Here is a 14,252-nt window from a genome sequence, read left to right on the forward strand (position 1 = left end):
CTGGTTTCTCCGCCCGCGGATGAGGTGGACTGGGGGGATAATCTCCAGGTACCGGCACTCGGCCGGCCTCGGCTTCAACGTGGCAGGCGGGCTCCGGGCGGACAACCCCCTACCCGGCGCGCCCGAGGTGCGTAGGGGCCGGTGCGGGGGGTGCGGGCGACCTGGCAGGCTGACGCCACCGGGTGCGGTGGGAGCCCGGGGCGGGATGAACTCGCCGCGGTTTCGCGTTGTAGCCGGAACGGGCGGCAGACGAGTGGCAGGAGGCGGTAGTGGCGCTGGATCCGGACGAGCTGTACGAGGTGGACTCCGATGTCCCGGACCTGGCCGGGGCCGTGCTCCTGCACCACTTCGACGGGTTCGTCGACGCCGGTTCCGCCGGTGGGCTGGTGGCCGAGCAACTACTGAGCGAGTTCGCGCACCGGGTGGTCGCGCGGTTCGACGTGGACCGCCTGATCGACTACCGGGCGCGGCGCCCGCCGATGATCTACGTCACGGACCACTGGGCGGAATACCGGGCGCCCGAGCTGGTGGTCAACCTGCTGCACGACCACGACGGCACGCCGTTCCTGCTGCTCACCGGCCCGGAGCCGGACCGCGAGTGGGAGCTGTTCTCGGCCGCGGTGCGGCAGCTGGTGCAGCGCTGGGGCGTCCGGCTCACGGTCGGCTTCCACGGCATCCCGATGGGCGTGCCGCACACCCGGCCGCTCGGGTTGACCGCGCACGCGACCCGGCCGGAGCTGGTCGGCGGCTACCAGCCGCTGTCGGACCGGCTCAAGGTGCCCGGCAGCATCGCCGGGCTGCTGGAGCTGCGCCTCGGCGAGCACGGCCACGACGCGATGGGCTTCGCCGCGCACGTGCCGCACTACCTCGCGCAGGCGTCCTACGCCTCGGCCGGGCTGCGGCTGCTCGAAGCGGTCATCGACGCCACCGGGCTGGCGCTGTCCGCCGACGGCATGCGGGAGTCGGCGCGCACCACCGACGCCGAGATCAACCGGCAGGTCGAGGAATCCGACGAGGTCGCCGACGTGGTGCGGGCGCTGGAACGCCAGTACGACACCTTCGCCGACGCGGAAGCCGAGAAGGACAGCCTGCTCGCCGAAACCGTCGAGCACATGCCGACCGCCGACGAACTGGGTTCGGCGTTCGAACAGTTCCTCGCCGACCAGCAGGGACCGCCGCGCCCGGAGAACTGACGCTGCCTTCACTTGTCCGTTAAACCCCCGTCGCGGGCCTCTCGGCTCGCTAGCATCCGGCTGTTCTGCCGGATTAGTGGGGGTTCGATGAGAAAGTTGCTCACCGTCGGCATGACGGTGGCCGTGGCACTGGGGGTCGTCGCCGGAACGGCGGCGCCCGCCGGGGCGCGGCAGGCGGGCCTGTCGTTCGGCGCCTGCCCCGAGGACCTGGCCGGGACCTACCCGGAGATGACCTGCACCACGGTGCAGGTGCCGCTGGACTACACCAAGCCGTTCGGCCAGCAGATCTCCTTGCTGGTCTCGAAGATCCCGTCGAAGAACCCCGGCAAGAAGCGCGGTTCGCTGTTCGTCAACCCCGGCGGCCCCGGTGGTGGCGCGGCGGAGTACGTCGGCCGTCTGTCCAAAGCGGACTCGACGGGGACCACGCGCCTGCCGAAGGACGTGCTCGACGCCTACGACCTGATCGGCATGGACCCGCGCGGGGTCGAGCACAGCTCGCCGATCAGCTGCGTGGAACCGGACTACTTCCAGGCACCGCAGCCCGATCCGGACGCACCGGCCTCGCGCGCGGAGTACTGGAAGGTGTGGGGCGGTTATGCCGAGGCGTGTGGCGCGAAGCTGAAGACCGTGCTGCCGCACCTGGGCACGAAGAACGTGGCCAGGGACATGGACCGCGTGCGGGCCGGGCTGGGCGAGGACAAGCTCTCGTTCCTCGGCTTCTCCTACGGTTCCTACCTCGGCCCGGTGTACGGCGAGCTGTTCCCCGGCCGCACCGACCGGATCGTGCTCGACGGGCTGGTGAACCCGGAACCGGAGCAGATGTGGTACCAGGCCGGCTTCGCGCAGTCACCCGCCGTGCAGCAGCGGGTCGAGGACTGGCTGGCGTGGATCGCGCAGTACGACTCGGTGTTCGGGCTCGGCAGTTCGGTCGAGCAGACGCGCGCGGCGTGGAACAAGACGCTGGCCGACTTCCGCGCCACCCCGCACGGGCCGGTCGGCGCGTACGAACTCCTGGGCGCGGTCTTCGGCACGATGTACGCCGAAAGCGGCTGGGAAGGGCTCGCGCACGCGCTGAGCGACTACGTCAACGACGGCGACGACCAGGGGCTGCTCGACTGGGCCTCCCCGGTGCCGTCCGAGGCCGGTGAGCAGGCCACGGCCATCTTCAACGCGGTCACCTGCCTCGATGCGCCGTGGCCCGCCGACCCCGCGGTGTGGGAAGCGGACGCGGCGAAGGTCGCGCCGAGTTCGCAGTTCGCCTGGTCCAACCTGTGGTCGAGCGCCGCGTGCCGCACCTGGCCCGCGCCCGCCGAACAGCGGGTGAAGATCACCGGCAACGGGCTGCCGAAGGCGCTGCTGTTCCAGACCGAGAAGGACCCGGCCACGCCGTACGCCGGCGCGCTGAAGATGCACCAGGCCCTGCCGGGTTCGGTGCTGATCACCGAACGCGACTCGGGCAAGCACTGCGTGTTCGCCAACCCGATCGCGGTGACCAACCCGGACGCGCAGCGGATCGGCGCGGACTACCTGGTGCGCGGGGTCCTGCCGGGCGGTGACGGCACCATCCCCGGGCACAAGCTCCCGGTGCCGACCGGCACCAGCGCGCTGAGCACCGCGCCCGTGGCCGTCGTCGCCTGATCCGGCACACTGCTCCGCGTGAGCGGAACGGTGGTGGTCCTCGGCGGCCGCAGTGAAATCGGTGTCGCGGTCGCCGAACGGCTGGTCGCGGGCGGTGCCCGCACGGTGGTCCTGGCCGCGCGGCGCAGTGCGGACCTCGAAGAACAGGAGGCCGCGCTGCGTCGCGCGGGTGCCACCACGGTGGACCGCGTCGAGTTCGACGCCGACGACGTGTCCCGGCACCGCGAGGTGCTCGACGGCATCGTCGAACGGCACGGCGAACTGGCGGTCGTGGTCACCGCGTTCGGCGTCCTCGGGGACCAGCGGCGCGCGGAGGCACAAGCCGACCACGCGCTCGCCGTGGTCCACACCGATTACGTCGCGCACGTCTCGATCCTGACCGAGCTGGCGAACGTGCTGCGCGCGCAACGCGGCGGCAGCATGGTGGTGTTCTCCTCGGTGGCCGGGGTGCGCGTGCGCCGGGCGAACTACGTGTACGGCTCGGCGAAGGCCGGGCTGGACGGGTTCGCCAGCGGCCTCGCCGACGCGCTGACCGGCAGCGGCGTCCGGTTGCTGCTGGTCCGGCCCGGTTTCGTGGTCGGCAGGATGACCGAGGGCATGGACCCCGCGCCGTTCTCCAGCACCCCGGACCAGGTCGCCGACGCCACGGTCAAGGCGTTGCGCAGGGGCCGCGGTGAGGTGTGGGTGCCCGGCGTGCTGCGGCCGGTGTTCGCGGTCATGCGGCACCTGCCGCGGGCGATCTGGCGGCGCCTGCCCCGCTAAGGCAGGCGGCGGCGCAGCCCGATCAGCCGCGTGATGCCCAGGTCGACGTGGGCTTCGGCGCGCGAGCGGGCCAGGTGCCCGGCGCCGCTCTCGATGGCGACGAGGATGTCGCTGTGCTGCTCGACCGCCGCGCCGAGGTTCGGGCAGTCGCCGGCCGACGGCAGCCACAGCAGCTCACCGACCTCGCCCTGCAGCGTGATCTCGTCGCGCGTGAGCCGGTTCGACCGGGCCGCCGCCGCGATGCCGACGTGGAACCGGGCGTCCGCCCGCCGCCGCTCACCGATGGTCCTCGCCGCGGCCAGGTGCCCGATCAGCTTGCCGAGCACCGCGTGCTGCTCGGCGCCCGCGCGTTCCGCGGCCAGCTTGGCCGCCGCACCCGACACCGCCACGTGGTGGTCGCCGATCTCCCGCAGCTCGTGCGGGCACAGCTCACCCAGCAGACTCCGCATCCGCGCCGCCGACGGCTCGGTCGGCGTGCGCACGAAGCTGCCGCCGCCGCGCCCGCGCCGGGTTTCCAGCAGCCCTTGCTCGCGCAGTGAGGACAGCGCCTCGCGCAGCGTCACCGTGGACACCTTCAGCGAGTCGGCCAGCGCGGACTCGCTGGGCAACTGCTCGCCGTCGGTGATCAGGCCGAGCCCGATCGCCTGGCTGATCCGCCGGGCCACCACGTCCACCCGGCCGCCCTCGCGCAGCGGTCCGAAGATCACCTGCCGCGGTGCCCCGGTCAAGCCTTTGGTGCTCACCCACCCGTCCTCCTTCCCGGCCAGCCGAAGGTAGCCAGCCGGGCTTAGAGGAACCTTGGGCGCGCTGAACAGCCGCCCAGCGAGACCCTTGAATGCTATGAGTGGGGCATTACTTGCATTGAACGCAAGTAATGCCCCACTCATAGCATTCGGCTCGGGGGCCGGCCCCGGCTCGGCGAGGGTGGGCGCGCGGGATTGTCCCAGGTCTGGCGCTTGTACGCATTTTATGCGCGGCATCACGATGCTTCAGCTCGCAGGTAGTCGCGCAGGAGAAGGGACCCTCGATGAGAGTCAGACGCGTGCTCGCCGCCGGATTCGGGCTGCTGGTGGGGCTGGCGGGCGTGGTCGCCACCGCCTCGCCCGCGGTGGCCGCCGGACCGCAGCCGAACTTCCAGCTGCCCTTCCCGTGCAACCAGGCCTGGAACGGCGACAACGACAACTCCAGCGCCCACCGCGCCTACGAGATCGACTTCAACCGCGGCAGCACGGCAGGCGCCGACCTCGGCGACACGATCGTGGCCGCCGCGGCGGGCAAGGTGGTCACCTCCGCGCACCAGGGCTCGGCCAACGGCTACGGCAACCTGATCAAGATCGACCACGGCGGCGGCTGGTCCACCTACTACGCCCACCTGCAGAACCGCTCGGTCAGCGCCGGCGCGCAGGTCTCCCAGGGCCAGAAGATCGGCACGCTGGGCAACACCAGCAAGCCGGGCAACAACATCAGCCCCCACCTGCACTACGAGGTCCGGACCACGGACAGCACCTACCCGTCGAACATCAAGAAGGCCTACTTCAACGGCGTCGCCTTCGGCTACCCGAACCAGACCCTGACCTCGAAGAACACCTGCAGCGGCGGCGGCAACCCGAACCCGTACGAGCCCGCCGAGGTCTGCGGCGCCGGCTACCAGGTGATCGACGAGCAGGCGCTGGGCACCGCGGGCACCGCCTACCTGCTCTACAACGGCTCCTCGAACTGCGTCACCACGATCAAGAAGACCGGTGTCGGCACCGCCAGCGCCATTTCGGCCTTCCTCGAGGTAGAAGGATCGGCACGCAAGTCCGACAGCGGCAGTTTCGAGTACTACGCCGGACCGGTCACCGCGTCGGCACCGGCGAAGTGCGTGAAGTGGGGCGGATCGGCCGGGGCGTCGTCCTACGAGAGCCCGTTCGAACACTGCGGGGCATGAGCGTCCGATGGTCGTGAAGAAGGGCCGGTCGGCGTTGCTGACCGAGCTGACGTTGTTGCCGGCGCTCATCATGGGCTCGCTGGTGGCCACCCCGGCGAGCACCGCTTCGGCGGACGCCGAGGTGGCCAGCACGCCGGTGTACCAGGAGCGGTCGGAGGGCTACGACTGCTTCCGCATCCCGGCGGTGGTGCGAGCGGGCAACGGTGACCTGCTCGCCTTCGCCGAAGGGCGCAACGGCGGCGCGGAGTTCTGCGCCGACGCGGGGGACATCGATCTGGTGTCCAAGCGGTCCTCCGACGGCGGGAAGTCGTGGGGGCCGCTGAAGGTGGTCATCGAGGGGTTCGGTGACACCAAGGGCAACCCGGTGCCGATCGTGGTGCCCGGCACGAGCCGGATCGTGCTGCTGTCCACCTACGAGTGCGTGAAGGCACCGGCCTGCGGGCGCAAGCCCAGGGTGTCGATCAGCGACGACCACGGCGTCAGCTGGTCGGCGCCCCGCGAAATCACGCGGGAACTCGGGTTCAGCTCGCCACCGCCGTGGCTGGCGACCGGACCTTCGCACGGCATCGTGCTCACCCGGGGGGAGCACGAGGGCCGGCTGGTCGCGGGGCTGAACTACTCGATCGGTTCCGCGCACTCGGGCGCGTTGATCTACAGCGACGACCAGGGCGCCACCTGGCGGCGGGGTGCGGTGGACACCCCGGCAGCCGGGTTGACGCCGCAGGAGATCAGCCCGGTCGAGCTGGCCGACGGCCGGGTCTACGCCGCCGCCCGCAACGACTGGAACAGCTCCGGGAAGAAGTGCGTCAACCAGGGCAGGGACAACCGTGCGTTCGCGATCAGCTCGGACGGCGGCGAGACCTTCTCGAAGAAGTTCGCCTTCGTCCCGGACCTGGTCACCCCGACCGTGCAGGGTTCCACGGTCCGGCTGCGTGCGGCCGGCCACGGCTCGCTGTACAACCGCGTGCTGTTCACTGCTCCGTCCACATGCGACAGACGCAAGGAGCTGCGGATCCGGTCGTCCTACGACGAGGGCGTGAGCTGGCAGTCACCCGGAGTGCTCGTCTGGGGACAGGACGCGGCCTACTCGGACCTGGTGCCGTTGAGCGCGACGAGCGTCGGCCTGCTGTTCGAGGCCGGGCCCGAATTCCACGCCAACGCCTCCATCCGCTGGGCCGCGTTGGCGGAATCGACGCTCGGCCTGCCGGACGGCAACACCGCTGGACTGCCGGTGACCCCGGATTCCGCCGGTGCGCACCACGCCTACCTGCGCGGGGGCGCGACGCTGGGCACCGGGCGCCTCGGCAAGGCGCTGGCACTGGACGGCAAGGACGACTACCTGCAACTGCCGTTTTCCGAGGCGCTGGCGACCGGTGGTGGTGACTTCACCTGGGCCGGCTGGTTCAACTACGGCGCTTCGACGGCGAGCCAATCCCTGTTGTGGGCCTACAATCTCGGCGAGGACTTCTCCCAGGTCTGGTTGCGGGCCGAGCCCGGCAACGGCCGGATCCGCGCGCACCTGGAAAACGGGCCGACCGGGCACGTCACCGTGGACGCGCCCGCCGCGCTGAACGACAAGAAGTGGCACCACTTCGCGCTGACGCGGTCCGGCGGCACGGCTTCGCTGTACCTGGACGGCAAACTCGCGGCTTCGGCCTCGGGGCTGACCGGCTCGGTGAGCCCGGGGCGGCCGTTCGCCATCCACCTCGGGCAGCGCCTCGACGGCCAGTTCCGGTTGCAGGGCTCACTCGACGAAATCCGGTTGTACGGCCGTGCACTGACGATCGCGGAAATCGCCGCACTGGCAACAGGTTCCGGCACCGCTGCGGGGCTGCGGCTGCATTTGCCGCTTGAAGTCACCCGGTGAGCCGACGATAAGCTCGTCCCAGACGTTCACGGTGCTCACGAAAAGCACCGTCTGGGAGGAACTTTGCGTAGTTCAGTCAAACTCGGCGCCCTCACCGCGGTGCTCGCGCTCCTGCCGCTGGCGGGGGTCGCCACCGCGGCGCCGCCGGTCGAATGGGAGACGTGCGGCGGCACGGTGACCGGTGAGTGCGCCACCCTCGAAGTGCCGATCGACTGGGCGGATCCGGCCGAGGGCACTTTCCAGCTGGCGATCGGCCGGCTGCCCGCGCGCGACCAGGCCAAGCGCGTCGGCGTGCTCTTCGTCGCGCCCGGCGGGCCCGGTTCGTCCGGCATCGACCGGTACACGCTGAACCCCGGCATCCCCGAGGACAGCGTGCTGCGCGACCGCTTCGACATCGTCACCTTCGACCAGCGCGGGGTGAAGCGCAGCAACGAGGTCCGGTGCACGCAGGCGCTGCTCGACCAGCGACCGGCGGACTACCCGGAAACCCAGGCGGAGTACGAGCAGCTGCTCGACTACAACCGCCGCCTCGGCGAGGACTGCCGCGAGCTGACCGGCGCGGTGTTCGACCACGTGGACACCGAGAGCGTGGTCCGCGACATCGACGCCATCCGCGCCGCGCTCGGCGAGGAAAAGCTCAGCTTCTACGGCGCTTCCTACGGCACGCAGGTCGGCCAGCAGTACGCCGAGCTGTTCGGCGACCGCGTGCGCGCGATGACCATCGACTCCAACATGGATCACAGCATCACTTCGGGCGCGAAGTACCTCGAGACCGCGAGCGCCGACCTCGAAGGCTCGTTCCTCGCCTTCGCCGACTGGTGCGCCAGGACGCCGGACTGCGCGCTGCGGGGGAAGAACGTGCGCAAGGTGTGGACCGAACTGCACGCCAAGGCCGAGGCCGGACAGCTGCCGGTGAGCGCGGAGCAGTTGCGCGGTGAGCTGATGAACAGCATGTACGCACCGGAAAAGCAGTGGTTCCCGCTCGCCACGAGGCTGCGCGAGCTCGCCGAAGGTGTCGAGTCGCCAGCCGCTCCGGTCGAGCCGGTGGGGGAGACCGGGCAGAACTCGTACCAGGCGATCTGGTGCCAGGACTGGAAGTGGGACGTCCGCGGGGTCGGGGAACTGGCCCGGTACGCCGAACGCGCGGCCAAAGTCGCGCCGTACACGCGGATCTCACCGTTCTGGAGTGACGTGACCAGCTGCCTCGGCTGGCCGTCCGAGGTGCGCAACCCGCAGCACCGCCTGGACGTGCGGGACGCGCCGAAGATCCTGATCACCAAGGCGAAGTACGACGTGGCCACGCCGCGTGCGTGGAACTACGAGGTGGCGCGCCAACTGCGGAACGCGGCGCTGCTGGAGTACGACGGCATCGGGCACGGGCAGTTCGGGCGGAGCACCTGCGTCCGTGAACAGGTGGAGACCTACCTGGTGGCGCTGAAGACCCCGGCGCCCGGCACGCGCTGCGCCGCCGTCTGGCCGAAGTCCCCGGAGCCGACCACCACCTCGGACACCCCCGAAACCCGCCCAACGCATTGATTTGGCCCCGCCTCCGGCGGGGCGGCGAGGTCGCTTTTGAGCCGGTCACTGGACTGGGTCGCGTTGGGCCGCCCAGCGGCACGACGCGACCCAGTCCAGTGACCGGCGCGACCTCGCGTGGTGCGTGCGTCGAGACAGTGAGTGCGCAGGCTCGCATCGAGCCTGCGCACCCACGAGTCAGATCAGGCGCATTTCGGGGCGATGGGAGCGTCGGAGCCGGTGTAGACGTAGGTGTCGGAGATGTAGTGGCCGGTGCCGATGCGGTTCCAGATGTTGCTGGTGCCGTAGGTCCCGGTGACCGTCTCGCCTTCCACGTAGCACTCGATGAGCACCTTGGCGTTGTGCGCCGCGAGCCCCTTGATCGCCGCGGTGGTGCTGCCGCTGGCCCGCACGTTCATCGGGTCGCCCGCGGTCTTCACCGTGCCGCTCGGGCCGGACCCGGTCCACAGGTACGAGACGTTCACCCACGAGTTGTCGGTGAGCTTCAGCCCGTCCCAGAAGGTGCCGTCGGCCAGGTCGATACCGGCGGGGTTGGCCGGCTTGCGGCCGAACTCGTCCTTGCCGCCGTTGTAGCCGTCCTGGTAGGCGGCCTGCGCCTCGGGCTTGCCCTGCGGCAGGTCCTTCCACATCTGCCGCTGCGACGACGGGTTCCAGTAGTCGTCCTTGGTGTTCCACGGGCCGACGTCCCACACCGGCGCGTACTCGCAGCGGCTGTTGTCGGTCCTGCACACGCGGACGCTGTAGTTGCCGGTGTTCTTCGGCGCCAGCGAGCGACCAGACGGCAGCGCCACGAAGTGGTCGCGCGACTTGATCACGTGCCCGTTGGCCGTGGTGCCGCCGACCAGGCCCTCACGGGTGGCGTAGACCTTGTAGGTGCGGGCCGCGGCGGCTTCGGCACGCGCCTGCGGGCCCTCGTCCGCGGTCAGCCGCACGCTCGAGACCGACGGCGCGGCGGCGGGATCCTGGGCGAACAGGCCGATCCTGACCTGGACGGTGGTCACCGACGCGCTGAGCACGGCCGGTTCGGCCGCGGCGGGGGTCCATTCGGTCCAGTCCTCGCCGCCGAGGTGACCACGCACGTCCACGTCGACCGCGGCACCGGCGGGCACGTCCGCCGCGAGTTCGGCGGTGATCCGGTTCGCCGGCTTGCCCAGCGCCCGCTCGCCGACGACCAGGTAGCCCTCGCTGACCGGCTGGTCCGGGCGGCGCTTCCAGTGCGGGTCGGCCAGCGCGAGCGCGTCCCCGGCGTAGCGCACGTTCAGGTCGTTGTCGTCCACAGAGGACAGTGGGACGGTCCACTGGCCGCCGGGCGCCGGGGCCGCGTTCACCGGGGCGGCCGCCAGCAGGAGCGCGATCGGGGCGGACAGGGCCACCGCCGTCCGCGCGCCGCGTCTGCGGCCGAGCTTCGAGGTCCGGACCATTGCCGGCCTCCCTTCCACCAGGTGGGGAAATCGGTCAGCCGAAGTCTGCGGAAGGCTCGTACACGATCGATACAAACAAAAAACTCACGCCGAGGCGATGTGCCTGCGCTTGCGTGCCGGACCCAGCCGCGGCAGGCCGTTCATCCGCGCGGCGACGGCGGCGGCCTCGTTGTCGGCGGCCAGCTCCCGCCAGATGCACAGCGAGCGCTCGAAATACCCGCGTGAGCGTTCCGGCTGCCCGAGCGCCTGGTGCAGGCGGCCGAGCAGGTCGGTGACCTCCGCCTCGGACCGGCGGTCCCCGTTGCGGCGGTGCACGCTGAACGAGTTCACCAGCAGCAGTTGCGCGTAGGCCAGATCGCCGCTCTGCAGGCAGAGTTCGCCGAGGTTCTGGTTCGCGTAGCCGACGCAGTGGTCGTCACCGAGTTCTTCGAAGATCGCGATCGCCCGGCTCACCTGCTCGCGTGCTTCGGTGAGGTGGCCGCGGCGCTGGTGCAGCACCGCGATGCGCTTGAGCGCGTGTGCCTCGCGGTGCCGGTCACCGATCAGCGCGCACAGGTCGTACGCCTCGACGAACCAGCGCTCGGCCTCGTCGAAGGCGTCCACCGCCAGCCAGCACGCGCCGATCGCGATCTTCGCGACCGCTTCGCCGTGCGGGTCACCGGCGCGCTGGAACAGGTGGAGCGCTTCGAGGCTGGGGTCCAGCGCCTGCTCGCGGCGCCCGCTGATGCGCAGCGCGCTGCCCAGCCCGGCCAGCGCGATGGCCGCGCCGCGATCGTCCGGGACCTGCTGGAAGAGCCGGTAGGACTCCTGGAAACCGGTGACCGCGTCGGAGTAGGCGTCCTGGTACAGGTGGATCTGCCCGAGGTTGCGCTGCACGATGGCCTGCCCGCGCAGGTCGCCGGTGCGCCGCGCGGCGGCCAGCGCGATGGCGTGCGTGTGCTGCCAGTCGGCCTGGTGCCCGCGCAGGTCGAAGTACGGGGTGAACGCCGCGGTCAGGCGCCAGGCCAGGTCGTCCAGTCCCCACTGGGCGGCCAGCGCCACCGCCGCCACCCCGGTGCGCCGCTCGGCGTCGAACCAGGCGAGCGGGTCACCGACCACCTCGTCGGCGTCCGGCACCTGCCAGCCGTCGGGACCGCCGACCGTGTGCTGCCCGAAGAAGTGCAGCGGCATCCGCGCGACCGCGCTGGTCGCCAGGCAGAGGTAGCCCTCCAGCACGCGCCGGAGCACGGCCCGCCGGTCGTCCTCGCTGTCGTCCACCTCGCCCTGCCTGGCCGCGTACACCCGGAGCAGGTCGTGCAGGCGGTAGTGCGGCTGGCCGTTGGCGTCGGAGCTGACCAGTTCCACCAGGTGCGCGTCGACCAGCACGTCGAGCACGCCGTCGGCCTCTTCGCGGTCGAGCACCGCGGCCACCGCCCAGGTGGGGAACTGGACGGGCCCGAGCAGGCCGAGGCCGCGGAACGCCTGCGCCGCGCCCCGGGGCAGCATGTCGTAGCTCAAGGTCACGCTGGCGTGCACGGCCAGATCCCCGACCTGCAGCTCGTCGAGCCTTCGCCGCTCGTTGCGCAGCCGGTCGGCCAGCATCCGCAGCGTCCACGACGGCCGGTGGGTCAGCTTCGCGCCGACGATCCTGATCGCCAGCGGCAGGTACCCGCACGCCTTGAGGATCGCGGCGGCGCTGTCCGGTTCGGCGCGCACGCGGTCGTTGCCGATGATGCCGGCGAGCAGCCGGATCGCGTCCTCGTCGGGCAGCACCTCGACGTCGATCGGCCGCGCGCCCGCGAGGTCCGGCAGCCGGGTGCGGCTGGTGATCAGCACCGCGCACGCCCCCGCGCCGGGCAGCAGCGGCCGGATCTGCGCGGCGCTGCCGACGTCGTCGAGCACCAGGCACATGCGCCGACGGGACAACCGCGAACGCAGCAACGCCGAACGTTCCGCCAGCGTGCGTGGCATGGCCGGGTCCGGGACGCCCAGCGCGCGCAGGATTTCCGGCAGCACCTCCATCGGGGTGCGCGGGGACGGCGAGGTGCCGCCGAGGTCGAGGTGCAACTGCCCGTCGGGGAACTCGGCGCGGAGTTCGTGGGCCACCCGCACGGCGATGGACGACTTGCCGACGCCCGGCGCGCCCGAGAGCACCACGATCGCGGGCGAGCCGCTGGCCCGCTGCTGCCGCAGCAGGCCGACCAGGTCACCGACCACCTCGGCGCGGCCGGTGAAGTCGGGCAGGTCCAAGGGCAGCTGGCAGATCGGGAAGGGGTTGGGGCCGGGCGCCACCGGTCTCGACCCGGTGTGCCGGTTCGCCGCGAGCAGCCGGGTGTGCAGGCCCTGCAGCCGCGGACCCGGCTCGGTGTCGAGCTCGTCCAGCAGCACCTGCTCGACCTGGGAGTAGGCCCGCAGCGCCTCGGCGTTCCGCCCGTCGGCGTCGAGCGCGATGATCAACTGCTCCCACAGTTCCTCGCGCAGCGGGTGGTCGGCGAGCAGGCCGCGCAGTTCGACGATGGCGTCGGTGTGGTGGCCCAGTTCCACGCGGGTCTTGAGGCGCTGTTCCTGGGTGGACAGCCGGAGTTCGTTGAGCCGCGCCACGGTGGAGCCCCAGGTGTGGCTGTGCGGCAGGTCTTCGAGCACCTCGCCGCGCCAGAGCGAATCGGCCTCGGTCAGCAGCGCCAGCGCCTTTTCGGGCTTCATTTTCTGCGCGCGGGCGGCCAGTTCCTGGAACCGGGTGGCGTCCAATTCGTCCGCGTCGGCGCTGAGGGTGTATCCGGCGGACCGGCTCTGGATGCGTTCGGCGACATCGGCCGAACCCTCGGCCAGGCGCCGGCGCAGGGCGTGCACGTAGGTGCGGATGTTCGCGGCCGCGGACCGAGGTGCCCTTTCCGGCCACAGCACATCGATCAGCGTGTCCGCGGAGACCGCCACATTCGGCTGGAGCAGCAGCGTGGCCAGCAGCAATCGCGGCTTGGGCCCACCCAACGGCAGCACCCGGCCGGACACGATGACCTCGAGCGGCCCCAGTACGCGAAACGAGATCGCAGTCAACAGCACCGCCCGCCTGGAGTAGAACAAACCGGATCGTATGGGGGCCCGTGATCTGTTGACTAGTGCCATTTGTGGGTATTTGCACCGGCGCCCGGAGTAGTCCGGGGGACCGGTGGCCGTTCCCCGAGCAGGCTATACAGCGTAGTGCACGCGGGTTTGTACGGATTGTGTACCAGTTGCTCCCACGCTGAGCCGATGATGCCCTCTTCGATCCGCAGATCGGCCGCCGCGGTGGCGGCCGTGCTCACCGCCGCCACGGCGTTGTCGCTGGTCAACGCGGCTCCGGCGCTGGCGGCCGCACCCGGCACGGTGCAGACGGCCGGTGATCCGCTCAACGTCCGCCGGGCGCCGACCACCGCCGCGACCGTGGTCCGCACCGTGGCCAACGGCGCCGCGGTCAGCATCGACTGCCAGACCACCGGTCCCTCGGTCACCGGCCCGCTCGGGACCTCGACGCTGTGGGACTACATCCCCGCACTCGGCGGCTACATCTCCGATACCTACGTGAAAACCGGCTCGGACGGCCGGATCGCCCCCGACTGCGGGGTCGGCAGCGGCAGCGCCGAATGCTCGACCGGCGCCTGCGCCGCCGAAGGACTCTTCCGCTCCTCGGACGCCCGCTTCTCGGTGTGGGACCGCGACGCCGACGGCAAGTCCGCGGTGGTCGCGTACTGGCTCAAGGGCGGCATCGGCCCGCTCTACGTCTGGAACTCGAGCGGCAACGGCACGCAGGTGGACAAGGTCGTGAGCGTGCCCGACGGCGGCTGGGTGCACTACAAGACCTGCGTCGCGAACTACTCGGCGACCAGCCCCGTGCTCGAAGCCTGCAGCAACGGCATCACCGACTTCGCCTCGTGAGGCGACCCGATAGG

The 14,252-nt window shown here is 71.1% G+C and carries 10 protein-coding genes; 7 read left to right on the forward strand and 3 right to left on the reverse strand.

Annotation, left to right across the window (positions count from 1 at the left end; translation table 11 throughout):
- The first annotated feature begins 269 nt into the window (after window positions 1-269).
- From JOM49_RS13470 to dprE2, 3 genes are all read left to right on the forward strand, one after another.
- The gene (locus JOM49_RS13470) at window positions 270-1,193 is read left to right on the forward strand and encodes a proteasome assembly chaperone family protein (RefSeq protein WP_209664630.1); all 924 of its coding nucleotides are present in this window, start codon (window positions 270-272) and stop codon (window positions 1,191-1,193) included.
- A gap of 87 nt (window positions 1,194-1,280) precedes the next feature.
- Window positions 1,281-2,831, forward strand: a complete 1,551-nt coding sequence (locus JOM49_RS13475) for an alpha/beta hydrolase (protein ID WP_209664631.1) — start codon at window positions 1,281-1,283, stop codon at window positions 2,829-2,831.
- A gap of 18 nt (window positions 2,832-2,849) precedes the next feature.
- On the forward strand, window positions 2,850-3,593 hold the full coding sequence (dprE2, locus tag JOM49_RS13480; protein WP_209664632.1) for a decaprenylphospho-beta-D-erythro-pentofuranosid-2-ulose 2-reductase: 744 nt from the start codon (window positions 2,850-2,852) through the stop codon (window positions 3,591-3,593).
- Here the strand turns inward: dprE2 and JOM49_RS13485 are convergent.
- Entirely contained in the window at window positions 3,590-4,336 is a 747-nt protein-coding gene (locus tag JOM49_RS13485) for a FadR/GntR family transcriptional regulator (RefSeq protein WP_209664633.1), read from the reverse strand. The genes dprE2 and JOM49_RS13485 overlap by 4 nt on opposite strands.
- Window positions 4,337-4,620: 284 nt before the next feature.
- Here JOM49_RS13485 and JOM49_RS13490 point away from each other — a divergent pair, with 284 nt between their 5' ends.
- From JOM49_RS13490 to JOM49_RS13500, 3 genes are all read left to right on the forward strand, one after another.
- Window positions 4,621-5,523, forward strand: a complete 903-nt coding sequence (locus JOM49_RS13490; protein ID WP_209664634.1) for a M23 family metallopeptidase — start codon at window positions 4,621-4,623, stop codon at window positions 5,521-5,523.
- A 7-nt stretch (window positions 5,524-5,530) separates the two neighbouring features.
- Entirely contained in the window at window positions 5,531-7,390 is a 1,860-nt protein-coding gene (locus tag JOM49_RS13495) for a sialidase family protein (RefSeq protein ID WP_209664635.1), read from the forward strand.
- Between the two features lie 63 nt (window positions 7,391-7,453).
- A complete protein-coding gene (locus JOM49_RS13500) occupies window positions 7,454-8,926 on the forward strand; it encodes an alpha/beta hydrolase (RefSeq protein WP_209664636.1) in 1,473 nt (490 codons plus the stop codon).
- A 182-nt stretch (window positions 8,927-9,108) separates the two neighbouring features.
- Here the strand turns inward: JOM49_RS13500 and JOM49_RS13505 are convergent, their stop codons facing one another.
- Window positions 9,109-10,347, reverse strand: a complete 1,239-nt coding sequence (locus JOM49_RS13505; RefSeq protein WP_209664637.1) for a DUF8814 domain-containing protein — start codon at window positions 10,345-10,347, stop codon at window positions 9,109-9,111.
- 84 nt (window positions 10,348-10,431) lie between these two features.
- Complete coding sequence (locus tag JOM49_RS13510) at window positions 10,432-13,380, reverse strand: AfsR/SARP family transcriptional regulator (RefSeq protein ID WP_245369322.1); 2,949 nt, start codon at window positions 13,378-13,380, stop codon at window positions 10,432-10,434.
- 195 nt (window positions 13,381-13,575) lie between these two features.
- Here JOM49_RS13510 and JOM49_RS13515 point away from each other — a divergent pair, with 195 nt between their 5' ends.
- Window positions 13,576-14,238: a hypothetical protein gene (locus JOM49_RS13515; RefSeq protein WP_209664638.1), complete on the forward strand. Its 663-nt coding sequence runs from the start codon at window positions 13,576-13,578 to the stop codon at window positions 14,236-14,238.
- Window positions 14,239-14,252 lie beyond the last annotated feature (14 nt).

Source organism: Amycolatopsis magusensis, assembly GCF_017875555.1.
Taxonomy (GTDB): domain Bacteria; phylum Actinomycetota; class Actinomycetes; order Mycobacteriales; family Pseudonocardiaceae; genus Amycolatopsis; species Amycolatopsis magusensis.

What these genes read in the sequence shown, in the direction of transcription:
- JOM49_RS13495 (WP_209664635.1), top strand. Translation starts at nt 5,531, where the DNA reads ATGGTCGTGAAGAAGGGCCGGTCGGCGTTGCTGACCGAGCTGACGTTG.
- JOM49_RS13475 (WP_209664631.1), top strand. Translation starts at nt 1,281, where the DNA reads ATGAGAAAGTTGCTCACCGTCGGCATGACGGTGGCCGTGGCACTGGGG.
- JOM49_RS13490 (WP_209664634.1), top strand. Translation starts at nt 4,621, where the DNA reads ATGAGAGTCAGACGCGTGCTCGCCGCCGGATTCGGGCTGCTGGTGGGG.
- JOM49_RS13505 (WP_209664637.1), bottom strand. Translation starts at nt 10,347, where the DNA reads ATGGTCCGGACCTCGAAGCTCGGCCGCAGACGCGGCGCGCGGACGGCG.
- JOM49_RS13515 (WP_209664638.1), top strand. Translation starts at nt 13,576, where the DNA reads ATGATGCCCTCTTCGATCCGCAGATCGGCCGCCGCGGTGGCGGCCGTG.